22 protein-coding genes and 1 pseudogene are annotated in these 24,470 nt (G+C 66.9%); 16 read left to right on the top strand and 7 right to left on the bottom strand.

What is annotated here, in order from left to right:
• A pseudogene (locus O9335_RS07395) lies at nt 1-605 on the bottom strand (hypothetical protein); the annotation flags it as partial.
• 1,008 nt (nt 606-1,613) lie between these two features.
• Between O9335_RS07395 and O9335_RS07390 the strand changes: the two are divergent.
• From O9335_RS07390 to O9335_RS07375, 4 genes are all read left to right on the top strand, one after another.
• Entirely contained in the window at nt 1,614-4,415 is a 2,802-nt protein-coding gene (locus O9335_RS07390; protein WP_298385860.1) for a site-specific DNA-methyltransferase, read from the top strand.
• On the top strand, nt 4,412-5,278 hold the full coding sequence (locus O9335_RS07385) for a hypothetical protein (protein ID WP_298385857.1): 867 nt from the start codon (nt 4,412-4,414) through the stop codon (nt 5,276-5,278). Before O9335_RS07390 ends, O9335_RS07385 begins: the two co-directional genes overlap by 4 nt.
• Nucleotides 5,275-8,430: a BPTD_3080 family restriction endonuclease gene (locus O9335_RS07380; RefSeq protein ID WP_298385854.1), complete on the top strand. Its 3,156-nt coding sequence runs from the start codon at nt 5,275-5,277 to the stop codon at nt 8,428-8,430. The genes O9335_RS07385 and O9335_RS07380 overlap by 4 nt, the downstream gene beginning before the upstream one ends.
• Before the next feature lie 362 nt (nt 8,431-8,792).
• Nucleotides 8,793-9,236, top strand: a complete 444-nt coding sequence (locus O9335_RS07375; RefSeq protein WP_298385851.1) for a hypothetical protein — start codon at nt 8,793-8,795, stop codon at nt 9,234-9,236.
• Here O9335_RS07375 and O9335_RS07370 read toward each other — a convergent pair.
• Both O9335_RS07370 and O9335_RS07365 read right to left on the bottom strand, forming a co-directional pair.
• Nucleotides 9,170-9,667, bottom strand: a complete 498-nt coding sequence (locus tag O9335_RS07370; protein WP_298385848.1) for a hypothetical protein — start codon at nt 9,665-9,667, stop codon at nt 9,170-9,172. The genes O9335_RS07375 and O9335_RS07370 overlap by 67 nt on opposite strands.
• Complete coding sequence (locus tag O9335_RS07365) at nt 9,664-9,855, bottom strand: AlpA family transcriptional regulator (protein ID WP_298385845.1); 192 nt, start codon at nt 9,853-9,855, stop codon at nt 9,664-9,666. Before O9335_RS07365 ends, O9335_RS07370 begins: the two co-directional genes overlap by 4 nt.
• 169 nt (nt 9,856-10,024) lie before the next feature.
• Here O9335_RS07365 and O9335_RS07360 point away from each other — a divergent pair, with 169 nt between their 5' ends.
• Together O9335_RS07360 and O9335_RS07355 are read left to right on the top strand one after the other, a co-directional pair.
• On the top strand, nt 10,025-10,918 hold the full coding sequence (locus O9335_RS07360; RefSeq protein ID WP_298385842.1) for a hypothetical protein: 894 nt from the start codon (nt 10,025-10,027) through the stop codon (nt 10,916-10,918).
• Between the two features lie 357 nt (nt 10,919-11,275).
• Entirely contained in the window at nt 11,276-12,181 is a 906-nt protein-coding gene (locus tag O9335_RS07355; protein WP_298385837.1) for a zincin-like metallopeptidase domain-containing protein, read from the top strand.
• 50 nt (nt 12,182-12,231) lie between these two features.
• On the opposite strand, the gene O9335_RS07350 is transcribed toward O9335_RS07355, so the two are convergent.
• From O9335_RS07350 to O9335_RS07330, 4 genes are all read right to left on the bottom strand, one after another.
• A complete protein-coding gene (locus O9335_RS07350; RefSeq protein WP_298385835.1) occupies nt 12,232-13,929 on the bottom strand; it encodes a recombinase family protein in 1,698 nt (565 codons plus the stop codon).
• Between the two features lie 313 nt (nt 13,930-14,242).
• Complete coding sequence (locus tag O9335_RS07340) at nt 14,243-14,779, bottom strand: DUF1566 domain-containing protein (protein ID WP_367185415.1); 537 nt, start codon at nt 14,777-14,779, stop codon at nt 14,243-14,245.
• A gap of 8 nt (nt 14,780-14,787) precedes the next feature.
• Entirely contained in the window at nt 14,788-15,453 is a 666-nt protein-coding gene (locus O9335_RS07335) for a PolC-type DNA polymerase III (protein WP_298385829.1), read from the bottom strand.
• Between the two features lie 2 nt (nt 15,454-15,455).
• Nucleotides 15,456-15,782, bottom strand: a complete 327-nt coding sequence (locus O9335_RS07330) for a nucleotide pyrophosphohydrolase (protein ID WP_298385826.1) — start codon at nt 15,780-15,782, stop codon at nt 15,456-15,458.
• Between the two features lie 422 nt (nt 15,783-16,204).
• Between O9335_RS07330 and O9335_RS07325 the strand changes: the two genes are divergently transcribed.
• The 10 genes from O9335_RS07325 to paaZ all read left to right on the top strand — a co-directional run.
• Nucleotides 16,205-17,008 carry an enoyl-CoA hydratase-related protein gene (locus O9335_RS07325; RefSeq protein WP_298385823.1) on the top strand — a complete coding sequence of 268 codons (804 nt, stop codon included), beginning with the start codon at nt 16,205-16,207 and terminating at the stop codon, nt 17,006-17,008.
• Nucleotides 17,009-17,010: 2 nt separating this feature from the next.
• Nucleotides 17,011-17,460, top strand: coding sequence for a hydroxyphenylacetyl-CoA thioesterase PaaI (gene paaI / locus O9335_RS07320; protein ID WP_298385820.1), 450 nt, complete (start codon nt 17,011-17,013; stop codon nt 17,458-17,460).
• 1 nt (nt 17,461) lies between these two features.
• Complete coding sequence (gene paaA / locus O9335_RS07315; protein WP_298385817.1) at nt 17,462-18,460, top strand: 1,2-phenylacetyl-CoA epoxidase subunit PaaA; 999 nt, start codon at nt 17,462-17,464, stop codon at nt 18,458-18,460.
• Nucleotides 18,457-18,750: a 1,2-phenylacetyl-CoA epoxidase subunit PaaB gene (gene paaB, locus O9335_RS07310; protein ID WP_298385814.1), complete on the top strand. Its 294-nt coding sequence runs from the start codon at nt 18,457-18,459 to the stop codon at nt 18,748-18,750. Before paaA ends, paaB begins: the two co-directional genes overlap by 4 nt.
• Before the next feature lie 152 nt (nt 18,751-18,902).
• Nucleotides 18,903-19,679, top strand: a complete 777-nt coding sequence (gene paaC, locus O9335_RS07305; protein ID WP_298385810.1) for a 1,2-phenylacetyl-CoA epoxidase subunit PaaC — start codon at nt 18,903-18,905, stop codon at nt 19,677-19,679.
• Entirely contained in the window at nt 19,676-20,176 is a 501-nt protein-coding gene (paaD, locus tag O9335_RS07300) for a 1,2-phenylacetyl-CoA epoxidase subunit PaaD (protein ID WP_298385805.1), read from the top strand. The genes paaC and paaD overlap by 4 nt, the downstream gene beginning before the upstream one ends.
• Before the next feature lie 144 nt (nt 20,177-20,320).
• Nucleotides 20,321-21,400: a 1,2-phenylacetyl-CoA epoxidase subunit PaaE gene (gene paaE / locus O9335_RS07295; protein WP_298385800.1), complete on the top strand. Its 1,080-nt coding sequence runs from the start codon at nt 20,321-20,323 to the stop codon at nt 21,398-21,400.
• Between the two features lie 16 nt (nt 21,401-21,416).
• Nucleotides 21,417-22,013: a TetR/AcrR family transcriptional regulator gene (locus O9335_RS07290; RefSeq protein WP_298385797.1), complete on the top strand. Its 597-nt coding sequence runs from the start codon at nt 21,417-21,419 to the stop codon at nt 22,011-22,013.
• On the top strand, nt 22,010-22,537 hold the full coding sequence (locus tag O9335_RS07285; RefSeq protein ID WP_298385794.1) for a GNAT family N-acetyltransferase: 528 nt from the start codon (nt 22,010-22,012) through the stop codon (nt 22,535-22,537). The genes O9335_RS07290 and O9335_RS07285 overlap by 4 nt, the downstream gene beginning before the upstream one ends.
• A 10-nt stretch (nt 22,538-22,547) precedes the next feature.
• A partial coding sequence (gene paaZ, locus O9335_RS07280; RefSeq protein WP_298385791.1) for a phenylacetic acid degradation bifunctional protein PaaZ occupies nt 22,548-24,470 on the top strand: 1,923 nt, incomplete at its 3' end.

Raw genomic sequence — 24,470 nt, 5'->3', positions numbered from 1 at the left:
GACACCGCCGCCCCGTGCTGCTGCTCGAAGCCGAACGACTCGAACGTGCTTTCGACCAGGTGCACATCGGCTGCTGACGCGGCGGGCGTCGAGGCGTTGAAGCCGAGCCCTTCGCCCGCCACGTACACCCGCTGCTGGGTGGGCGTGGTGTCCACCGGCGCGCCGGTGTCGTCGTAGACCGCCAGGCCGTAGTGGACGACCAGCTTGCCGTCATCGACGTAGAGACCCGGGCCCCGTACCGTGTCTGCCTGCGCCAGGCCGAATGCATCGCAGCGCACCCGGATTTCCTTGGCCAGCCGCTCCGGCGAGAAGACCTGCTTCATGGTCTTGGGGTCCCTGTCGCTGTAGTGCTTTTCGCAATACTCAGCCCCAATCGTCTTCAGCAACGTGGAGCCGTCGAGCTTGCCGCTCAGCGTGACGAGCTGGCCGGTCTTTCGGGACAGGATGCGGTAGTTGCCGTTCAAGTCGAAGCCGGCGACTTCGAACCCGCCGTCGCGATGCATCAGGTCAGCGAGGGAGGGGGCGGGTGCGACTACCTTCAGGGTGGGAGCGGCAGCCGCCTTGGGTCGGGAGAACAGGGCGCTCAGGACTTTGATGTTGCTCATGTCGGAATCTCCAAAGACGAAAGCCCTGCCGGCGACGCCGCCGGCAAGGCTTGATGTGTGAGGGGTGCCGCCGAAGAGTCAGGCGGCGGGAGGTGGCAGCTCAAGGCCAGAACGGCTTGAACTTGCGGGGCATGAACTGCCCTACGCAGCACCCGTCGGACGGGCGGCGTCTACTGGCGCGCCACGCAGGTGTGCGGCCAGGTCTTGGATGTTGGGAATTGGCTGGTCGGCGCCGACCCCAGGGCGCGAAGGCTAGTTAGTCTGTTCTAAGCGCGGGTCTGGGGTATGCCGACAGGCAAGGGTTTTTAAAGAACACGACCCCGATGCCACCAGCTTGGGTGGGGGGAGCGTGTTCTTGCGCGGGAGGTGCGCTGATGAAGTAGGAACCGAACTGTATCGTCGCCGCGCAACCAGGCAAGGCAGTAGTTCACGGTCGGCGCCGGCCGATGACCGTGACCGGCGACCGTCTTGCAGACCGTCGCCAAGACCGAGACGGTAGAAGCAGACGCTTCCACCGTGGGAGCACGGGGCACCCCGGCTCACGGTCGCTAGGGCGACACGCCGTGTCTCGGGCTGGACGCCCTCGTCCCCTCGCCAAGGCCGCGCCCCATCCCGCTGCCTCTGCATGGCAGAGCCAACGGGCGGGCAACCCGCGCGCTGCTTGCCATTGGTGCCGCTGTTCGCGCCACCCGCTGGCGCCTCCTGGACGTCGGCCATCACGCAGGTTGCCCGCCCGCCTTCAGCGGTTGGGGCGGGGCTGACGCCCCCACCGGACCCGATTTCGTTGGGACGAAATCCGGCCCGGAGGCGCCCCCTGCCGCGCGTTGACCGTGTGGGCACGGTGCACCGCGCGGTGCTGCGGCTGAACGCCTTGCCCCACGTCCTGCGGCGTGGCACCCGCACGCGCTGGCGCGCGATAACGCCGATGTCGATTCGACCGGCGTAATGCAGCAATTCGGCCGGTATCCTTGTCGGTTACGTCATGCAATAACCGAACGGGAGCACGTCTTGGCCACCAAGAAGAGCGCAGCCACGCCGCAAAGCCAAACCACCGACTATCAGCACGCCCAGCAGGCCACCCAGCGCCCTGATGTCGGCGTGCAGGACCAGTTCAACACCAGAAAGCCGCCGAAGACCTACCGCTACGACAGCAGCCTGGACCCGGCGCTGAGCTGGGACGAGAACCGCGACCGCGACCTGGCCGAATGGTTGCTGGGCCTGGTGCAGCGCTGCGCCACCGAAGGCGAGGCGGCGGTGTTCACCGCGCCGCAGGTGTGGGCCGGCGGTGGCGTGCAGGTGCAATCGTTGAAGGCGGCGGCCGACCTGCTGCAGGCGCTGAGCCAGCCCTTCCTGAACTGGACCGGCAAGGCCGAGCGCCACCAGATTTCAGTGCCCACGGTGCCGCTGTTCGTGCACGAGCGGCACTCGACCAAGGCCATCCTGGAGGGCATCAAGCACCGCAAGGCCAAGGGCACCACCTACGACCTGTTCGGCGACGGCGGCGGGCTGGACGTGACCGACAAGCTCGATGCCTACGAGCACAAGGGGCCGTGGCAGAACCGGATGATTCTCGGGGACAGCCTGCAGGTGATGAACTCGCTGCTGGAGTTCGAGGGGCTCGGCGGTCAAGTCCAAATGGTCTTCCTGGACCCGCCGTACGGTGTGAAGTTCGGTTCGAACTTTCAGCCGTTTGTTCGCAAGAGCTCGGTCAAACACGCGAACGACGGGGAGATGACGCGCGAACCCGAGATGGTGAAAGCCTATCGGGATACATGGGAGCTCGGCCTTCACTCGTATTTGACCTACATGCGTGATAGGTTGCTCTTGGCCAAGGAGCTTCTGCATGAGAGTGGAAGTGTTTTCGTCCAAATCTCCGATGAGAATTTGCACCATATACGTGAGTTGATGGATGATGTTTTCCACGCCGAGAACTTTGTAAGTGTCATATCGTTCGCCAAGACATCGGGCGCGTCTGGCGACCTACTGTCTTCAGTAACTGACTTCATCGTTTGGTATGCGAAAGACAAGACGAGGGTAAAGTTTCGGCAGCTGTACCAGACAAAGGAGCTGGGGGAGGCTGGTGCGACGCAATACACGTTTGCAGAGCATCCGGACGGGACACGAAAGAATTATGGAAATCCCGAGGCGCTTGCGCTTGCGCCAGCCGGTTCAAAGATTTTTGCCCACGGTGACTTGACCAGTCAGCGGCCTGCGCAAGGCACCGATGTTCGCAGCTTTGAATACGAGGGCAAGACTTTCAACCTTCCGAAGGGAACATTCAAGACTGACGAAAAGGGGCTCATTCGACTGAGGGAGGCTCGGCGAATGATTTGGATTGGGAATACTCTTCGGTATGTCCGCTATCTCAGTGATTTCCCGGTATTTCCTATTTCGAATGCTTGGGGTGATACTGGAATTAGTGGGTTCGCTGCTCAAAAACTCTATGTCGTTCAAACCTCTCCTGCGGTAATTCAGCGATGCATGTTGATGTGCACGGAGCCAGGCGACTTGGTGCTGGACCCTACCTGCGGCTCCGGAACAACCGCGTATGTGGCTGAGCAATGGGGGCGTCGGTGGATTACGTGCGACACCTCCCGGGTTCCTCTTGCGTTGGCTCGCCAGCGTCTCTTAACGGCAACTTTCCCATACTACGAGCTCAAAGACCAACAGGTAGGTCCGCAGGGTGGTTTCGTATACAAGCGGAAGCAGAATCGCAAGGGCGAGGAGATTGGCGGTCTCATTCCGCATATCACTTTGAAGTCCATCGCTAATGAGGAGTCGCCTGCGACGGAAGTGCTGGTTGACCGACCAGAGGTAAATGACAAGGTCACGCGTGTCGCCGGTCCATTTGTTGTCGAGGCGACCATCGCCCCGGCGCAGACGGTCGAAGTCGACGCCAGCGCGCGGGTGGAGGAGGAGCCTGACGTCCAGAGTCTTGATGCCGCGCTGGGTGATGCCGACGCCGCCAATGGCGGCTTGCCTCTGAAGGTGGCAGAGCCCGCTGGCAAGTATTCCGACCCTGCCACGCACATCGAGCGCATGACCCAAGTGCTGCGTCAGTCCAAGACGCTGCGCCTGCCCGGCAACCGCGAACTGGTGCTGGCCGACATCCGCCGCATGACCGACAGCGATGCAATCCACGCCGAAGGCCTGGACGCCGAGGGCAACCGCATCGCCGTGGTCTTCGGCCCGGAGGACGGTGCCATCTCGTCCGACGTGGTTTTCGAGGCGGCCCGCGAGGCTTACTTCCTGAAGTTCCCGCACCTGTACTTCTTCGGCTTCGCCATCCAGGCCAAGGCGCGCGAACTGCTGGAAGACCGCGCCAAGCTGCGCGTGCCCTGCACCTACGTCACGGTCACGCCGGACGTGGCCATGAGCGACCTGCTGAAGACCAGCCGCGCCAGCGAAATCTTCTCGGTCACCGGCCTGCCCGATGCCGTGGCGCGCAAGACCGGCAAGAAGAACGAGGACGGCGCCGACCTGTGGGAGGTCGAGCTGCGCGGCCTGGACATCTTCAACCCGGCCACGATGGACCAGGAGGACATCCCCGCGCAGAACCTGCCGGCGTGGATGCTGGACACCGACTACGACGGCATGTGCTTCTACGCCACCCAGGTCTTCTTCCCCAAGACCGCTGCGTGGGACAACCTGCAGAAGTCGCTGAAGGCCGAGTTCGACCCGTCGGTGTGGGAGCACCTGGCCGGCACGGTGAGCGAGCCGTTCCCCATCGGGCCGAAGCGCCGTGTAGCGGTGAAGGTCATCGACGAGCGCGGCAACGAGCTGATGCGCGTGCTGGAGGTGAAGGCATGACCGTCCACCACAGCGTGTTCGCGGAGCGGCTTTTTGAGTTTCTTTTCAACGCCGAGTTCATTCACAAGAACTCGGCCAGCGTAATCGGAATGCCGCACATCCCTTCGCAGGAGGAGGAGAAGTGGCTTGGCTATGACGTTGCATTCAATCTCCAGAACGGTGGTGGCGTTATCAACGCCCTAGCATTGCAACACAAGGTTGTTCGCTTGGTGGATGGTCCTGGTAGCGGGGCAAACAAGGCATTCAGAAATGCGGCCGGTAATCCGTACTTTGCCTTTCCGGTTGACCCAGTGCAGTTCAATACCATCGAGGCCCTGGTTTCACAGAACTTGCCTGGCCTAGAGTTCTACTTTTGTGCGCCGCTGTTTGTTGACCAACCAAATCTAGACGCCAGGTATGCAGCGAAGGACCTTGACGCACACTCTGTCTACATTGACGTGAACGGGGTTGGACAACTTGATGAGTCCATTTCTCATTCCATCGTCTATACGCCAAATGGCAACGAGGCATGGGTGTTCTCGGAGGACCCTAAGTCCTTGACTATTCGCCGGGTAGCGCCAGGCGAGCAGAATCAAAATCGCCAGCGCGAGGAAGTGTCGCTTGAACAGATTCAGCGGCTCTACTCGACAGCTTTCGAGCTCGTTGCAAATGGGTACGCGCGACGTGTTGAGAGGCAACTGGCTCGCCGACTTCCGAAAGATGTCGCTCTCGTCGGCCAGTTCTCTGCCTTGTCAAGGCAGCTCCAGGAAGGGGCTCCGGTACGGGTGAGCTTCGACAGCAAGGCTCTGGGATGGTTGGCCATCAGCCGACTCTTTGCCATTTACCTTGACGCGACGACTATCGTCCAAAGGTGCGCAGCATGAGCCAAATCAACGCCGTCGAAGCGCCCATCATCAACTCGCCTTACGACGCGCCGGCCTTCCACTGGCACATCGAAGAAGGCAAACACCCGGAGAAGCGGCCAGGCCGTCGCTTGGCCTCGTACTTCTTCCGCGTGCCGGACCGTGCGGCGCGGGGGCGCAAGGCCAAGGGCCAGCAGTCGCTGCTGGACGACGCATCCAAGGGTCAGGAATACCTGCTGGACCTGGCCAACCTCATCCGCCAGCGCCTGCGCGAGTGGCGGGAGCGCGACTATGCCGGCGCCACCAAGGTCACGCGGGAACTGCTGGAACTGTGGCGGTCGCCGGACCGCTCGCAGCGGCTGTTCTTCGCCCAGCTCGAAGCCGTGGAAACGGTGCTGTTCCTGGTGGAGGGGCCGGACGACCTGAAGCAGGGCATCAACGTGCCGAGCGACGAGCCGGGCGACGATGCCAAGGCCGAGGGCTACAAGGCCTTCGTGCGCTACGCGCTGAAGATGGCCACGGGCAGCGGTAAGACCACGGTGATGGGCATGCTGTCGGCCTGGTCCATCCTGAACAAGGTGGCTCAGCCGCAGGCCCCGGCCTACTCGGACACGGTGCTCATCGTCTGCCCGAACGTCACCATCCGCGACCGCCTGCGCGAGCTCGACCCGAACCTGGACGAGCTCAGCCTGTACCGCACGCGGCAACTGGTGCCGCTGCACCGCATGCCCGACCTGCGCAAGGGCGAGGTCTTCATCACCAACTGGCACAACCTGGAGCGGCGCGAGCTGACCGACGTGAACGGCACGTCGGCCAAGGTGGTGAAGCGCGGCGTGCCGGTGGAGAAGCTGCGCACCGTGAAGGTGGGCGGCAAGGACGCGGTGACCGAGGCCGACATCCGGCAGCAGGCGCTGACCGGGGCCTTCGACATCCTGCGCGAGCTGCGCGACAACAAGGGCCAGCTCACCGGCTTTGAGGTGAAGGAGGTGCGCTACTTCGAGAGCGACGCCGCGTTCCTGCGCCGTGTGCTGGGCAACCGCAAGGGGCGCAGCTCGGCCATCCTGGTGATGAACGACGAGGCCCACCACGCCTACCGGCGCGGCAAGCTCGACGCCGAGGACACCTTCGCCATCGACGAGGAAACGGCCGAGGTCGATGCCCGCGAGGCCACGGTGTGGATTGAGGGCCTGGACCGCATCAACAAGGCCCTGGGCGGCCGGACCAACGGGGTGCGGCTGTGCGTGGACCTGTCGGCCACCCCGTTCTTCATCCAGGGCAGCGGGAACGAGGTAGGTAAGCCCTTCCCGTGGGTGGTGTCCGACTTCAGCCTGCTGGAGGCCATCGAAGCCGGCCTGGTGAAGATTCCGCAGCTCCCCACGCAGGACATCGGCGGCACCGAGACGCCGGCCTACTTCAACGTGTGGCGCTGGGTGCAGGAGATTGCCGAGAAGGAAGGCCACAGCGGCAAGCTGACGCCCGACGTGCTGATGCGCTATGCGACGCAGCCCATCGTGCAACTGGCGGACGAGTGGCGCAAGACAGCCGAGCAGTGGTCGGCGCAGTTCAAGGCCGGCCACCGCAAGACCGACGTGCCGCCGGTCTTCATCATCGTGTGCCGCGATACCGCGCTGGCCAAAGAGCTGTACGACTGGCTGGCCAACGGCAACGCGACTTACGGCGCGGCGCCGGACCAGTTCCGCAACGCGCCTGGCCGTGAATGGACCGTGCGGGTGGACAGCAAGGTGGCCGAGGACATCGCCGAGGGCGGTGGCAAGAACGACGAGGCGCGGCGCCTGCGCTTCGTGCTGGAGACCATCGGCAAGACCGGCTGGCCGGGCGGCAAGGTGCCCGAAGAGTACGTGGCCATGGTCGAGAAGCACAACCGCAAGGCCCTGGAGGACGACGACAACGGCCTGGTGACCATCGACGCCAGCGTGCCGCCCGGCCGCGACGTGCGCTGCATCATCAGCGTGGCCATGCTGTCCGAGGGCTGGGATGCCACGACCGTGACGCACGTGGTGGGCCTGCGGCCCTTCGGGTCGCAACTGCTGTGCGAGCAGGTGGTGGGCCGGGCGCTGCGCCGCACTTCCTATGCGGTGGACGAGGCCACCGGCTTCTTCCGCGAAGAGACGGCCAAGGTGTTCGGCGTGCCGTTCGAGCTCATCCCGTTCAAGGTGGAGGGTGGCGCACAGCAGCCGCCATCACCGCCGGCCAATCAGATTTACGCGGTGCCGGCCAAGGCGCAGTTCGAGTTGGGCTTCCCGGTGGTGGAGGGCTACACCGACCCCGGCGTGACCCGGCTGACCATGGACTGGCCCAAGGTGCCGACCTTGGAGCTGAACCCGATGACGGTGCCGGACGTGACCCTGATGAAGGGGCTGACCACGCAGGACGGCGCCCTGGCGGCCTACGGGCCGGGCGCGGCCGACGTGGTGAACCTGGAGCAGTGGCGCGCCAAGGTGCGGGTGCAGCAGGTGGCCTTCACGATGGCCAAGGTGCTGACGCAGCAATGGCTGGCCGACCGTGGCGATGTCATCCCCACGCACCGGCTGTTCCCGCAACTGCTGGGCTACACCACCCGGTTCCTGGCCGAGAAGCTGAAGCTGTCGGGCAACCGGGCGCCGCAGGACGTGGCCCTGAACCCGTACTTCCAGCAGGCGGTGGGCATCCTGTTCGATTCGCTGGTGCCGGTGGACGAGAGCGGCAAGACGCAGGAGCGTCCCATCATCGTCCCCGGGCCGGCGGGCGAACGCTCGACGCGGCACGTCGAGTTCTTCACCGGCCGGCAGCCCTGGCCGGTGCAGAAGTGCCACCTGAACGCCATCGTGGCCGACACGAAGACGTGGGAGCAGGCGGCGGCCACGGCGCTGGACGCACACCAAGGCGTGGCCAAGTGGGTCAAGAACGACCACCTGGGTTTCGTGGTGCCGTATCGCAAGGACGGCATCCGCCGCCGCTACCTGCCCGACTTCATCGTGGACCTGACGACGGGCGAGCGCCTGATGGTCGAGGTGAAGGGCCAGCCTGGCGATGCCGAGGTGAAGGCCCAGGCCGCGCACCGCTGGTGCACCGCCGTCAACAACGACGGGCGCTTTGGTCGGTGGAGCTATCACATCGTCCGGCAGCCGCCGGACCTGATGAAGCTGCTGGACAAGCTGACTGGCGTCATCTGAAACGCCGTCACGCCGTAACGGTCCCGGGTGACCACCACCCGGTGACCGTCACCGCGTGACCACTACCCACGAATAACCAAAGTCCTTCAGACCAGAAGCGGCTGCAAAAACCTGTTCTGAGAACGGAAGAAGAAGCCGCCCTGCGGGCGGCTGTCGCCCGGTGAAGAGCACCCGCAAGGCCGGAGTGCCTGGGCCGCGGGGCGACCGAAGGGCGGGCCAGGCCCGCCCCGTGTCAGGCAGGCTGAAGCCTGCAGAAGCGCCTGGGTGCGCTGAGCGTCTGGCGCAGCGCCGGGCTCAAGTTCCTGCCCATCGGGCCGATACCCGCGTGACGGAAGGCATCGCTCCCACGGTCAGAAACTCTCATGTACCAGCCCTACTTCACCTGGCAAGTGCTCTCCTTCCTGGGCGGTTTGCTGTGCTTTGTCGGCCTGTTCTTCATCCCGAGTGACTTGCTGGTTGGGGTGCCTGCCAACGTGCTGGCCCTCTTCTTGGGCTTCGTCCTGTTCGTGTTGGGCGTCCTCTGGGGCTTTGTGCGCGCGGTGAAGCGATTTCGCGGACCCGGTAGCCTGGGTCAACGCCTGGGCTTGTCAACGCCGCCGGGCCAAGGTTTCGACGACGACGATGACCACCGCCGTCGCGCTGACGACCGCCGGGGGCCATTGGTCAACATCGACGGCACGCCGATGGCCAGCGCCCACGTGGACATCAACGGCAACGCCTTTGGCGTTACCGAGCACCGTTACGACGCTGGTGGCTTCTCCAGCGGCGGTTCCTTCGGCGGCGGATTCAGCAACTCGCGCTGGTGACCGCCGTCCATCGCTGACGGCGCTGCCGTCTGAGCCAGCGCGCGGCGCTGCTGCCGCGCCAGCTTGCGAGACGTGATTTCCGCGGCGCCGTTCTTGATGCGCTGGCGGTCGGGGCACAGGAACAGCACACGGAAGCCCTGGCCAAGCGGCTCGCGGCGGATGAGGCCCAGCGTTTCCAGGTCAGCCAGATGGCCGCGGACAGCCCGCTCGTCCTTGCCCGTGAGCTTGGCGATGTGCGGCCCGGCGTAGGTCGTGTTGCCCTCGTAGTGGCAGGAGGCGAGGGCGACGTACACGTACAGCGTCGCGTTGTCGATGCAGTCGACCGCGTTGAACAGCAGCGCCCGCGGCAGGCAGAAGTACCCGCCCTTGCCGTAGCGCTCGAACCAGCGGTCGTTGTCGGTGCTGGCGATGCGGTTGCGGGGGCGCTTCATGCCTGACCCCCTTCGCTGAGCTCGCGTTCCAGCCACGCGTCGACTTCAGCCACGTCGAAGAACGACAGCCGGCTGCCGGCCAGGTGGCGAGGTGCGGGGAACGCACGCTGCGCAATCCAGTTTTCCAGGGTGCGGGTCGAGATGCCGAGGGCTTCGACCAGTGCGGACTTGGGGATGAACTTGTCCATCGAGTTGCTCCAGGTGACGGGTGCGCCCGTCGGGCGAAGCGCGGCGGAACTGCCGGCTCGATGAGTCAAGTTCCCCGTTTTAGCCTTCGCGCAATGACGCGCAGGCAGCCGGTGCGGCGGTGGCCGGCGAGACGGTGGCTAGACAGTGGACTTACCACGGAGAGCCACCATGAAAGTCCCGACCACCGACCTGCTGGGCGTGCTGGGCGCCACGCCCGCCACCGCGCCAACATCACGCGCGCCGCGACAAACCAGCAGCCGTAGCGGGCGCGAGCAGGCCCGCGTCAACGAGCTGAAGTGCATGCGTGTCGTTGCCCACCATGGGCACGTCCGCGTCGCCGAGCTGGCCCGTGCTGTCTGGCCCAAGGCCCGTTACGCCGAGCAGGTCTGCCGGCGCGTCGCCAGCCGGCTGGTCGCCGAGGGCCTGTTGCTGGAACGCCATAACGCCCTGGGCTCGCGCAGCCTGTGCCTGACCCGTGTCGGCGCTACCTGGTTGGAGGCCAGGGGCATCGAGGCGCAGCACACGCTGGACCTGTCGAGCGTGTCGGGCAGCACCTTCTTCCATCGGACGCTGGCTACGCGTTACCTCATCGAGCGCCAGGTCGAGGGCTTCCAGACCGCCGGGGAGTACCTGCTGCTGCGCCGCAAGGCGCCGTTCCCAGTGGACCGGATGGTGAAGATGCTGCGCAAGATGCCGGACGGTGCCGTCTGGCAGCGTCGCGCCGACGGGCCGGCAACGGTGGAGGTGTGCGAAGTGGAGGCCGCCCGCAAGGCGCTGCCGCAGCTTGCCGCCTGCCTGCGGTGGGCCGAGCTCGTCGGCCAGCCGCTCGACCAGGCCGGCGCCTACCGGCTCGGAGGCTTGGTCTTCGTCTACGACCGCGAGCTCAACCATGCCCGCCGCATCCTGCTGGCCGCCACGTCGCTGTGGGGCCACCGACCCTTGCAGGAACGCGTAACGCTGGAACGCAGGGTCAAGCTCGTCGCCGTCGAACTGCGCGACCCGCTGGTGTGGGTCGGTTCCAGTGTGACGACGTTACACGACCTGAGGCAGCGCGCCGTTTAAAACGAGTCACTACCCTTATCAGACCCTCAGACGATGACCCGCAGGCAATCGGGACAAGCTGATTAGGCGCGTTCCCGCGCGCCCGTTCGTGGCCTCGGCCCCGTCCGGAAAATGCACTGTACGGCCCCGCAAGGGGGGAGAGGCGCCTTCGGGCGCCTCTCTTGTTTCTAAGGGGTCTCCCCTCGCGCCGCGCAACCGTCCGCACGCTGCGGCGTGCCCTCCTGCCTGGCTTCCCCACCTTCCTGTCGTGCAGGCGGGGTGTGCCCCTTCCCAGGCCTGCGGCGGTTGCGCTCTTCTACCCCCGGTCTCGCCGACGGGCACAGGTGCCTCACGCACCCCAGCCCTAAAGGAGAGGACATGGAAGGCAAGAAGCAGCAGCGTGACCTCCACGCCGAGGTCACCCGTCGAATCGTCGAGGCCCTGGACCGGGGCGTCCGCCCCTGGTCGTGCCCCTGGTCCCGTGGCGCCGCGAGCGGCGGGATGCTGCCGCGCCGACACAGCGGCGAGCCGTACCGTGGCGTGAATATCCTGCTGTTGTGGGGCGCAGCCATTGAGCGCGGCTTCACGTCGCGCACCTGGTTGACCTACCGCCAGGCCGAGGCGCTGGGTGGTCAGGTTCGCAAGGGCGAGCGCGGCACGATGGTGGTCTATGCCGGCCAGTTCAGCCCGGCCGGCGACCGCGCCGAGGCAGCCGAGGACGAGACCCCTGCACGGCGTGCGGTGGCCTTCCTGCGCAGCTACACCGTGTTCAATGCCGAACAGGTGGACGGACTGGCGCAGCCGGAAATTGCCCCGCAGCCCAAGGCCATCCAGCCGGACGCCGATGCGCTGGCACTGGTCGAGCGCACGGGTGCGACGGTGCGCCATGGCGGCGACCGCGCGTTCTACGCGCCCGGGCCAGACCTGGTGCAGATGCCCGAGGCCTCACGTTTCTGTGACGCGGCGGCGTACTTCGGCACGCTGGCCCATGAGCTCGTGCACTGGACCGGCCATCCCGACCGCCTGGCGCGACAGTTCGGCCAGCGCTTCGGCGACCAGGCGTATGCGATGGAAGAGCTCGTGGCCGAGCTCGGCGCCGCCTTCGTGTGCGCCGAGCGCCATCTCAACGCGGAGCCGCGGGAGGACCACGCGGCCTACGTGGCGGAGTGGCTGGCCGTGCTGAAGCACGACAAGCGCGCCATCTTCACCGCGGCATCCCAGGCGCAGCGGGCGGCCGACCTGCTGTGTGGCAGCGAGCCGGCGCAGGAACGAGAAGCGCCCTAAGCAAAAGGGGCGCCCTTCGGGCGCCCCTTGGCAGGCTACTCACTTCGCTATCAGCCTGCAACGCAGCCTTCCACGACTTGCTCGCCCCCAACCTGGTCGGCGCCCGACTCGGGCGACTCCTCTTGCCAGAAGCGCAGGCCCGCCCCCAAGAACGCAGGCCGCGGCGGGGCCTCGGCAAAGGGAATCAGCACGACGTGCTCATCGTCGCCCTGAAGTCGAACGGCTGCGTGGCTGCCAGGCCAAACCCGAAGCTCCTTGACCACGCGCAGCAGTGCCTGATGGAGCCGAGCCCGCTCGTCGACCCATGCCAGGCTCACGTCCTGCACCGCAGCGAGGGCGCGCTCAATGGCGGGAACCAAGTCACCTTCGAAGACGTGGGTTACCGGGTCGGCGAGCAACGCGGACAGCTTAGCGACCTTCGCCGTCCGCGCATCGACTGACGCCTCAAGCGCGCGAAGCCGGCCGGCTATCGCGGTGGACCCACCCATGGTTTCCAAAGTGGTCAGCAGGTGGTTGATGGCCTTCTGCTCGCGCAGCAGGGCAGCACGTTCCTCGCCGACCTCTTGGCGGGCCTTCTCTCGGGCACCTCCCTCCTGGATGTCCGCTGCGATGTAGGTCATCAACGGCCGGATGAGCGCACTCTCCAGCTTGGCCGCATTCCAGTTCGGGCAGGCCGTGACCCCGCGGTCGCGGTTGGCGCACACATAGAGTGCATAGCCAAGGCTGTTCTTGGGCCCGTTCTTGGACTTGCGAGCCAGCGTTCCGCCGCAGTGGCCACAGCGCAGCATTCCCTGGAAGATGTTGTGGTAGCCGATGTCCCGCCGCTTTGGCAGGTCCACACGGCGGGCCACCGCGGCGTTTGCCTGGTTGAAGAGCGCCTCGCTGACCACGGCCGGGTAGTAGCTCTGCCACACCTCGCCGGTGGGCACACGCTGCTTTCCGGCCTTGACTTGCGGCTCGAACTCACCCAGCACGCGGCGATTGGCGACCAACTTGCCGGGCAAGGTCTTGTGCCAGTCTGCGGCACGCGCGGGCACAGGCCACCCCTCCCGGTTGGCGATGCGTGCGATGGCCGTGCCGCCGTAGCCGTTGGCGGTGTACTCGAAGACCTTGCGCACGCTCTCGACCAGCTCGGGAATTGCCTCCCAGCCGTCACGTGCCTCATTGGGGCGCAGCCAGCCGGGACCCTGGCCGAAAGCGAACGTCGACTTGCTGCGACGCTTGCGGTCGTGTGCCTTCTTGACCCGGTCCGCCTTGGTCTCCGACTCCTCGTTGGCGCGAACGAAGACCAGAACGGCATACATGACGTTCATCGGCTCCTTCACGGTGTCCTCATCGAGGACGCGGCCGTCAATGACCGTCACCACCCGGATGCCCAGCTTCACCAGCTTGCCCAGCAGGCTCATGGCGTCCAGAACATCAGACCGCGACAGCCGGTCCAGGCTCTCGACGAGCAGATACGAGCCCGGCTCAATGGCACCGGATTCGACCGTCTTGATGAAGGCGGCCAGGGCGCCACGGGTCACGTTGCTGCGGTCGAACGCCGACACGCCCAGGTCCTCGAACGTGGCTTCCTGAAGGTCGAGGTCGTGCTCGGCGGCGTACCGGCGGCTCTTTTCAAGCTGCCGCTGCAGGCTGTCGCCCTTCGCCTGGCGCTTGGTCGAGAATCGGACGTAGGAGTACGCCTTCGGCCGGGTGCCGATGGCCGGCGTCAGCTCGTTGGTCGTGACATGGGGGAGGTTGTTCACAGCTTCGGTTCCTAATGAGATGGGGAAGCTGTGAAGCAACACTGTTTATATGACTGCCCAGCCTTCCGCGCCGTCCCTTAAGGTAGCGACCGCGAAGCCGGCCGGGGTGCGCTGCCCTCAATTGGACGACGACGACCGCTGCCGGCTCTTTGGCCAACCCGAACGGCCCGCCGTGTGCGCGTCGCTGGCCCCCAGCCAGACCATGTGCGGCACCAGCCGTGTACAAGCCATGCGCTGGCTGGGGTGGATGGAGCAGGTCACGCAACCTCGGCCGCTTTGACCGGCCACGGAACACCGGCAGGCTGTTCAGGAATCAAGGCTCAGCACGCACCAGGAGCACGCCCAAGGGCTCGCGCTTGAGGCGCTCTCCATCAGCGCGGCCATCGGGCCAGTGCAAGGCCCAACCGTGCAAGAACTTCAGTTGAACGCCGTTGTCCGGCGTGACGCCACGCTGCACATTGCCGTAGTTGTAGGGGTTGACCGGCGTCGCGTCCACGTGCGCGGTGGCCGTCCACAGCCAGCCGGCGGGCAGGTCCAGTTGGCCACTGGCGCCTTGAAGAGCGGCGTGCTTCGCCAAGCGCTGCAACTCGGGCAGCCGCGGCAGACGCCACCCGGCGCGCTCCCGCACCATCGCTGCCGCTTGCGCGTGCGACACCCGACGAGGCCAACCGAGGCAACGCCGCCCATCCCAACGCATGCCCTCCAGGCAACGAGACCAGGTCAAGCCCGTTTGGGGGTCGGTCCACACCGCTGCTTCAGGCTGCGTTTGGGCTCGAGCGGCACCCTGCGCCCAACACCAAACCAAAGCCAGCAGCGCGCACCGCCGAATGACCGCTTGGATGGTCGGCATGGGCACGGTCACACCAGGGGCAGTTCGGCGGCCAGCATGGCCTGCCGGCTGCGTCGGGCCGGGCGCAACCATTGCGCCAGGGTCAAGCCCTGCACCGCGTGCAGGACCAGGGCTGACAAAGGCGCACCGGCCAGCGTGGGCGCCAAATGCTGCGCAGCGTCTTGCCCGATGCGATGCCACAGTGCTGTGGTCACCAGCGCATCGGCCAACGCCCGGTGCGCCCTGCCTTCGAAGCGCAAGCCGTGAAAAGCAGCCAGGGTGCCCAGCTTGCAGTTGGGCGCCTGTGGGTACAGCCGCCGGGCGAGCTTGACCGTGCACACGAAGGGCGTGTCGCTGGCGTCCACGCCGATGCGCGCCAATTCCGCCAACCAAAAGCCGCGGTCGAAGCTGGCGTTGTGCGCCACCATGGGGCAGCCCTGGGTCAAGGCTGCCACTTCGGTCATCACAGCTTCGGCCGGGGGCGCTTGCGCCAGCATGGCGTTGCTGATGCCGGTCAAGCGTTCGATGAACGGTGGCACTGGCACGTCGCTGCGCATCAGGCTGGCAAACCGGGCCACCTCTTGCCCGCCTTCCAACACGACCACGCCGATCTCGGTGGCTCGCGCCCCTTGGGCCGGACCCATGCCGGTGGTCTCAAAGTCCACCACCGCCACGCGCTCGTGCCGCAGCCACATGGTCACTCGGCCTTCGGTGCTGGGTATTTCACGGCGTTCTTGACCAGCTTGGCCTCGGCTGCGGCTTCCAGGTCGATGCCCGTGACCCTGGACAGGTGCAGCAAGTACATCAGCACATCGGCCATTTCGTCGGCCAAGCGCTCGCGCTGATTGGGGTCGTCTCGCCCCCAGCGTTGGGCTTCGTCGGGCGACAGCCACTGGAACAACTCCAGCAGTTCAGACGCCTCCACCGACAGTGCCACCGCCAAGTTCTTGGCGTTCAAGTACGGCGTCCAGCCGCGCTCGGCCGCAAAGGCGTCGAGCCGAGATTGCCATGCGTTCAAGTCCATGGCCGGAGTGTCGCGCGGCTGAGTGCTGGGTGGTCTTTGGGCTGTCCCTTGTTATTCATTCCATGATTGAAATTCAAACTGGTAGCCGTAGTAGAGGTCGGTCCAGGCTGTGGATAAGTTCGAAACGCCAAGCCTGACAAGCACTTGTCATGGCCATTGCCCTGTGGGCTGACCCCCGGCGCTGCTGCACCCGAAACCTGAACAACTTGCCAAAAGGCCCTGGCGCTGTGGACAACACCCCAGTTGTGCCGGAACAGTCCACAGCTTTGTTCGGCTCCCGGTTCGTCGCAACGGCCAGGCCCGTGAAAAACAGGGGTCGACCGACCGGTCGGTCGAATGCACAATCCATCCCCTGCGGACCCACTGCTGGTCCCCAAGTTGTCCACCGTGTTGTCCCCAAAACGTCGACCAGGAACCTCGACATGACCGAGCGCTTCATCGAACTGAACCGCCAGCCCGACAGCGCCGTGGCCGTCTTGCGCCTGAACCGTCCCGCGCAGCTAAATGCCCTGACAGCGGACATGCTCGTGCAATGGCGCGAGGCCATCGAGGCCGCAGGCGCCGACACCGACGTGCGCGCCTTGGTGATCACCGGCGAAGGCCGCGGTTTCTGTGCCGGTCAAGACTTGGCCGATCCCCTGGTGGCGCCCGATCCCGAGCAACCGAGCAAAGACATCGGTCACCTCCTCAACCACTACTACATCCCGCTGGTGCAGGCGCTGCGCGAATGCGCCGTGCCCACGGTGTGTGCGGTCAACGGCGTGGCGGCGGGTGCGGGCCTGAGCCTCGCTTTGGCTTGCGACCTCGTGATCGCCAGCGAAGCCGCTTCCTTCGTGCTCGGTTTCAACAAAATCGGCCTCATCCCCGATGCCGGTGCCAGCTGGCTGTTGCCCCGCTTGGTCGGTCGCACCAAGGCATTGGAGCTGGCTCTCTTGGGCGACAAACTGAGCGCCGCCGAGGCCGCACGCATCGGGCTCATCGCCCGTACAGCGCCCGCTGACCAAGTGCTGCCCCTGGCCTTGGCCACCGCGGACCGTCTGGCCGCCATGCCCACGCGGGCACTGGTGCAAACGCGCCAGCTCGTCGATGCATCGCTCGAGAGCAACCTCGACATCGCCCTGCGCACCGAAAGCCGCCTGCAAAGCCAGTTGGGCTTCAGCTTCGACTACGCCGAAGGCGTCAACGCCTTCCAGCAAAAGCGCCCGCCGCAGTTCAGGGACCGCTGACCATGACCCCTGATCAGAAGGCCCGCGCCGTGGCCGACGCCATGTGGGCGCAAGACCGCGCCTCGCAGGCCTTGGGGCTTCGCCTGGTGGATGTGCGCGCCGGCACGGCCAGCCTGTCGATGACTGTGAAGCCCGACCACTGCAACGGCTTCGGCATCCTGCATGGCGGCCTGCTGGCCGCGCTGGCCGACAGCGCCTTTGCCTTCGCCTGCAACAGCGCCAACGCGCTGACCGTGGCCTCGGGCTTCGACATCGACATCGTCCGCAGCGCCCTGGTGGGCGACGAACTCACGGCCCGCGCCGTGGCCGAGCACCAAGGCGGCCGCAGCGGGGTCTACGACGTCACCGTCACCCGCGGGACCGTTCCCAATGAAGAACTGATCGCCGTGTTCCGCGGCCGCGCCACGCGCTTGAAAGACCGCTTCGTGGTGCCTGATTTGGAAAGGAGCTGACATGTACACCCAAGCCCTGAGCCTGGAGCAGCAAGAGCTGCGCGCGGCGGCCAGCGCCGAAGAGGCGGCCAAGGAATCCGCCTTCGAGGCTCGCATCGAAGCCGGCGACTTCATCGAAGCCAAAGACTGGATGCCCGCGCACTACCGCAAGACCTTGGTGCGCCAAATCAGCCAGCACGCCCACTCGGAAATCGTCGGCATGCTGCCCGAGGGCAACTGGATCACCCGCGCCCCCACGCTCAAGCGCAAGGCCATCCTGCTGGCCAAGGTGCAAGACGAGGGCGGCCACGGCCTGTACCTCTACGCCGCCGCCGAAACCTTGGGCACCAGCCGCGACGAGATGACCCGCGCCCTGCTCACCGGCAAGGCCAAGTACAGCTCCATCTTCAACTACCCCACCCTCACCTGGGCCGACGTCGGCGTCATCGGCTGGCTGGTAGATGGCGCGGCCATCATGAACCAGGTGCCCCTGTGCCGCTGCAGCTACGGACCCTACGCCCGGGCCATGATCCGCGTCTGCCGCGAAGAGTCCTTCCACCAGCGCCAGGGCTACGAGAGCCTGCTGGTCATCATGCAAAACGGCACCGCCGCCCAGAAGGCCATGGTGCAAGACGCCGTGAACCGCTGGTGGTGGCCCAGCCTGATGATGTTCGGCCCGCCCGACGACCAAAGCCCCAACAGCGAGCAAAGCCTGCGCTGGGGCATCAAGCGCTTCACCAACGACGAGCTGCGCCAAAAGTTCGTCGACGCCACCGTCGACCAAGCCAAGGTCTTGGGCGTGACCCTGCCCGACCCCGACATCCGTTGGAACGAAGCCCGCGGCCACCACGACTTTGGCGCCATCAACTGGGACGAGTTCTGGCGCGTGGTGGGCGGCAACGGCCCCTGCAACCGCGAACGCCTGGCCGCCCGCAACCGTGCCTGGGACGAAGGCGCCTGGGTGCGCGAAGCCGCCATGGCCCACGCCGCCAAGCAAAACATTCAAAAGGAGGCCGCATGAGCCAAGCCCAAAACGAATGGCCCCTGTGGGAAGTCTTCGTCCGCAGCAAGTCGGGCCTGGACCACAAGCACTGCGGCAGCGTGCACGCCCCTGACAGCGCCCTGGCCCTGCAGATGGCCCGCGACGTCTACACCCGCCGCCAAGAGGGCGTGAGCATCTGGGTCGTCAAGAGCGACCAGATCGTCGCCAGCGACCCCGGCGAAAAGGGCCAGCTCTTCGACCCGGCCGACGACAAGGTCTACCGCCACCCCACGTTCTACAAGCTGCCTGCCTCGGTCGATCACATGTGAACCGTTGAGCGGGCCCTTCGATCGGCCGAAAGGCCGACCTTGGCCTGAGCCGGTCGAACGCTCAGGGCGAACGGAGGGTTGTTGATCTCCCTGAGTCCTCCCATCCCCGTTCGCCCTGAGGTATCGAAGGGCCGCACCGACCCCAGCACCCCATGCCAACGAACTTCACCCCCCGCGACCGCTACCTGCTGCGCATCGCCGACACCGCCCTGATCCTGAGCCAGCGCAACAGCGAGTGGTGCGGCCACGCGCCCGTGCTGGAAGAAGACCTGGCCCAAAGCAACATGGCGCTGGACTGGTTGGGCCAGGCCCGCGCGCTGCTCACGCACGTGGGCGCCGCGCACGGGCTGGACGAAGACCAGCTCGCCATGCACCGCCTGGAGCACCAGTTCTTCAACGCCGTGCTGGCCGAGCTGCCCCACGCCCCCGACGGCCGCCAGCCCGGCGACTTCGCCTTTACCGTGGCCCGCAACACGGCGCTCAGCCTGTGGTTCACGCTGCTGTGGGAACGCCTGCTCGCCAGCAGCGACGCCGAGGTGGCCGCCATCGCCGCCAAGGCCCTGAAGGAAAGCCGCTACCACCTGCAGCACAGCGGCGACTGGCTCGTGCGCCTGGGCGACGGCACCGCCGAGAGCCACAACCGCCTGCAAGCCGCCATCGAACGGATGGGGCCGCTGCTGCCGGAACTGTTCGACGACGACGAGGTCGATGCCGCGGCGGAAAGCCTGGGCCTGGGCCCGCGCTGGCGCGACCTGCAAGCCCCCTGGCGCGCGCAGATGGACGCCCTGCTGGCCCGCGCCACGTTGAAAGCGCCAGCAGACATGCCCAACGCCCACGGCGGCCGCCGCGGCGTGCACAGCGAGCACCTGGGCCACCTGTTGAGCGAGCTGCAGTACCTGCAGCGCGCCTACCCCGGCGGCGTGTGGTGAGCACCGCGACCGCCTCGGCACGCGTCGAGCAAGCCTGGGCCGTCCTGCACACCGTGCTGGACCCCGAGGTGCCGGCGCTGTCCCTGGTCGAGCTGGGCATCGTGCGCGAGGTGAACGAGGCCGACGACGGCACGCTCACCGTCGTCCTCACGCCCACCTACAGCGGCTGTCCGGCCACCGAGCTGATCGAGACCGAGGTCCGCAACGCCCTCGCCCCCAGCTTCGGCGCCGTGCGCATCGAGCAACGCCGCACCCCCGCCTGGACCACCGACTGGATCGGCCCCGAGGCCCGCGAAAAGCTCCGCCAGTACGGCATCGCCCCGCCCAGTGGGCTGGCCGCGGTGGACCAACCGTTGCGCTTGCACGAGCGCATCCCCTGCCCGCGCTGCGGCTCGACCTCTAGCGAGCGCCTCAGCGCCTTCGGCGCCACCGCCTGCAAGGCCCTTTACCGCTGCACCGCCTGCCGCGAGCCCTTCGAGTACTTCAAGCCGATATGACTCAACACGGGGCTTCGAACCCTCAGCCCGAACGGAGTGGGGAGTGTTCGGGCCAACAAAAAACCCGTTCGCCCTGAGGTAAACCTCGTTCGCCCTGAGGTATCGAAGGGCCGCCAGAACAGCTGCACCCAACATCCCGCCACCATGAGCCTCCACTTCCACCCGCTCACCGTCGCCGCCATCGAGCCCGACACCGACGACGCCGTCGTCGTCCGCTTCGACGTGCCTGCGGCCCTGCGCGACACCTTCGCCTTCGAAGCCGGCCAGTACCTGACCCTGCGCGCCGTGGTGAATGGCGACGACCTCCGCCGCAGCTACTCCATCTGCGCCGGGGCCGACGAGGGCGTGCTACGCGTTGGCGTGCGCCGCGTCAAAGGCGGCGTGTTCTCTGGCTGGGTGCACGAGCAACTGAAGGCGGGTGACACGGTCGAGGTCTTCCCGCCCCAAGGCCGCTTCGTGCTGCCGCCAGCAAGTGAGCAAGGCCGCCACGTCGTCGGCATCGCCGGCGGCTCGGGCATCACCCCCATCCTCTCCATCGCCAAAACCCTGCTGGCCCGCGAGCCCAAGAGCCGCTTCACCTTGCTGTACGCCAACCGCCGCGTGGCCAGCACCATGTTCAAGGACGAGCTGGAAGACCTCAAGAACCAGCACATGGGTCGCTTGGTGCTGCACCCCATCTTCAGCCAAGAAGTTGCTGAAAGCCCGCTGCACAGCGGCCGCCTGGACGCCGGCAAGCTCGCGCTTTACGCCTCCACCGTGCTGCCCGTGAAGGGCATCGACCAGGCCTTCGTCTGCGGCCCGCACGAGTTCAACGACGGCGCCGAGTCCGCCCTGCGCGCCCTGGGCCTTAGACCTGAGCGCCTGCACATCGAGCGCTTTGGCACGCCCGAGATGGCGCGCGGCGAGGCCCCGCCGCACCACACCGACGTCGACGACGCCCCCGAGGCGCGCGTCACCATCGTGCGCGACGGCCTCACCCGCACCATCGAGGTGATGAGCAGCGAGCACACCCTGCTCGACGCCGCCAACCACGCCGGCCTGGACCTGCCCTACTCCTGCAAGAGCGGCGTGTGCAGCACCTGCCGCTGCAAGGTGCTCGAAGGCCGCGTGCGCATGGACCGCAACTTCGCGCTGGAAAAGCACGAGATCGAGGCCGGCTTCGTGCTCAGCTGCCAGGCCCACGCGCTGACGCCCGAGGTGACCCTGAGCTTTGACGAGCGCTGATCCCCCGTTCACCGCCATGACCAGCCCCACCCCCCGCGAACAAGACCTCCTCCTCGTCGCCGCGCGCCTGTTCGCCCAGAACGGCTACCCCGGCACCGCGATGAGCCAGGTGGCGGCGGCCTGCGGCCTCTCCAAGCCGGCGCTCTACCACTACGTGCCCGACAAGGCCGAGCTGCTGGCCCGCATCTGCGAGGCCCACGTGGAAAAGCTCGCCGGCCTGGTGCGCGAGGTGCAGCTGCTGAACCTGGGCCCCGAGCAGCAGCTGCGCGCCCTGGTGCAGCGCTTCTTGGGCGTCTACACCGAGGCCCGGCACGAGCACCGCGTGCTCACCGAAGACCTCAAGTTCCTGCCCGAGTCGCGCCAGCAGCGCATCCGCGCGCTGGAGCGAGAGGTGGTCAACGGCTTTGCCAACGCGCTGGCCGCCATCCAGCCCAAGCTGGCCCCCGCCGCCCTGGCCAAGCCGGTGACCATGCTGCTCTTCGGCATGATCAATTGGACCTACACCTGGCACCGCCCCGACGGCGCGCTGACCGACACGCAGCTGGCCGAGATCGTGTCCCAGCTGCTGCTGGGCGGCCTGGCGGCGCTGCAGCCGGAACTGCTGCCCGCATGACGGTGCGGCGCCTCACGCCGGCCGACCTGGCTGCCTACCGCGCGCTCAGCCTTCGCGCCTACGCCTTCGCGCCCGACGCTTTTGTGGCCACCGTGGACGAGCGCGCCGCCAAGCCCGAATCGTTCTGGGCCGCCCGCGTGAACGACGCCCCCGACGCCGCCGAGCTGGTGGTGGGCGCCTTCGACGGCGACACCCTGGTGGGCAGCGCCGGCCTCGAGTTCGCAGCCCGCCCCAAGACCCGCCATAAGGCCAGCTTGTTCGGCATGTTCGTCGCCCCCGAGCACCAAGGCCGCGGCCTGGGCCAGGCCCTGGTGCAGGCCGCGCTGGCACAGGCCCGCGCGCGGCCGGGCGTGCGCGTCGTCACCCTCACCGTCACCGAAGGCAACGCCCGCGCCGAAGGCCTGTACGCCCGCTGCGGCTTCGTGCGCTTCGGCGTCGAGCCCCTGGCCATGCGCGACCTCGCCACCGGCGCCTTCTTCGCCAAAGTTCACATGCAGTGCGATTTGCAATCGCATGCCACCTGAAAGCCCCCCCATGACCACCCCCCTCCAACTCCAAAGCCTCGTGGCCGACCGCTGGATCGGCGCCGCGCCCAAGCAAGCCCTGCGCAGCGCCATCAACGGCCGCGTGGTGGCCCACACGCACGACGAGGCGCTGGACTTCGCCGAGATGGTGGCCCACGCCCGCGGCCCCGGACTCAAGAACCTGCTGGCCACGCACTTCCAAGACCGCGCCCGCGTGCTCAAGGCCCTGGCCGGCTTCCTGATGGAGCGCAAAGAGCAGCTCTACGCCATCAGCGCCCACACCGGCGCCACGCGCAGCGATTCGTGGATCGACGTCGAAGGCGGCATCGGCACCCTGTTCGCCTACGCCTCCATCGGCGGCAAAGACCTCCCCAGCAGCAACGTGCTGCACGAAGGCCCGCCCATGCGCCTGGGGGCCGAGAACCACTTCATCGGCAGCCACGTGCTGGTGCCGCGCCGCGGCATCGCGCTGCACATCAACGCCTTCAACTTCCCCATCTGGGGCATGTTGGAAAAGTTCGCCCCCAGCTTCCTGGCCGGCATGCCCTGCCTGGTCAAGCCGGCCTCGGCCACCAGCTACGTGGCCGTCGAGGCCGTGCGCTTGATGATGGACTCGGGCCTGCTGCCCGCCGGCTGCCTGCAGCTCATCGTGGGCGGCACGGGCGATTTGTTCGAGCGCCTGGAAGAGCCCGACGTCGTCACCTTCACCGGCAGCGCCGACACCGCCATGAGCCTGCGCAGCCACCCCAACGTGCTGCGCCGCTCCATCCCCTTCAACGCCGAGGCCGACAGCCTCAACTGCGCCATCCTGGCGCCCGACGTCACCGCCGACGACCCCGAGTTCGAGCTCTTCGTCAAAGAAGTCGCCCGCGAGATGACGGCCAAGGCCGGCCAGAAGTGCACCGCCATCCGCCGCGTCATCGTGCCGCGCAAGCTCATCGGCGCCGTGGGCGCCGCGCTCAAGGCCCGCTTGGCCAAGGTGACGGTGGGCGACCCCGCGCTGGAAGGCATCCGCATGGGCGCGCTGGCCAGCCACGCGCAACAGGCCGACGTGGCCGAGAAGGTGGCCCTGCTGGCCGAGGGCAACATGATGCTGCTCGACGGCAACCAGGGCTTTGCCCCCAAGGGCGAGGGCACCGACCAAGGCGCCTTCTTCGCCCCCACCCTGCTGATGTGCCCCCAGCCCCTGGCCAACGAGCGCGTGCACAGTGTCGAGGCCTTCGGCCCCGTCAGCACCCTCATGCCCTACGACGACTTCGACGAAGGCCTGCACCTCGCCACCCTGGGCCGCGGCAGCCTCGTCGGCACCCTGGCCACCAAAACGCCGGCCCTGGCCGCGCACGCCGTGCCCACCTTCGCCGCCTGGCACGGCCGCCTGCTGGTGCTGGACCGCGAAGCCGCCCTGGAAAGCACCGGCCACGGCAGCCCCCTGCCCAAGCTCAAGCACGGCGGCCCCGGCCGCGCCGGTGGCGGTGAAGAACTGGGCGGCCTGCGCTCGGTCAAGCACTTCCTGCAGCGCTGCGCCGTGCAGGGCTCCCCCACCATGATGAGCGCCGTCACCGGCGAGTACCAGCGCGGCGGCGCCGTGACGGAAAGCGACATCCACCCCTTCCGCCGCCACTTCGAAGACGTGGAAGTGGGCATGAGCCTGCTCACCCACCGCCGCACCGTCAGCGAGGCCGACATCGTCAACTTCGGCGGCCTGAGCGGCGACTACTTCTACATGCACTTCGACGACGTGGCCGCCAAGCAGTCGGCCTTCGGCCAGCGCATCGCCCACGGCTACTTCGTGCTCTCGGCCGCGGCCGGCCTCTTCGTCAGCCCCGCCCCCGGCCCCGTGCTGGCCAACTACGGCCTGGAGAACCTGCGCTTCGTCACCCCCGTGGCCATCGGCGACACCATCCAAGCCCGCCTCACCGCCAAGCGCAAGATC

Source organism: Inhella sp. (genome assembly GCF_027532025.1).
Lineage (GTDB): Bacteria > Pseudomonadota > Gammaproteobacteria > Burkholderiales > Burkholderiaceae_C > Inhella.
The sequence above is the reverse complement of the archived record's forward strand: the minus strand, read 5'-3'. Positions and strand labels throughout refer to the sequence as shown.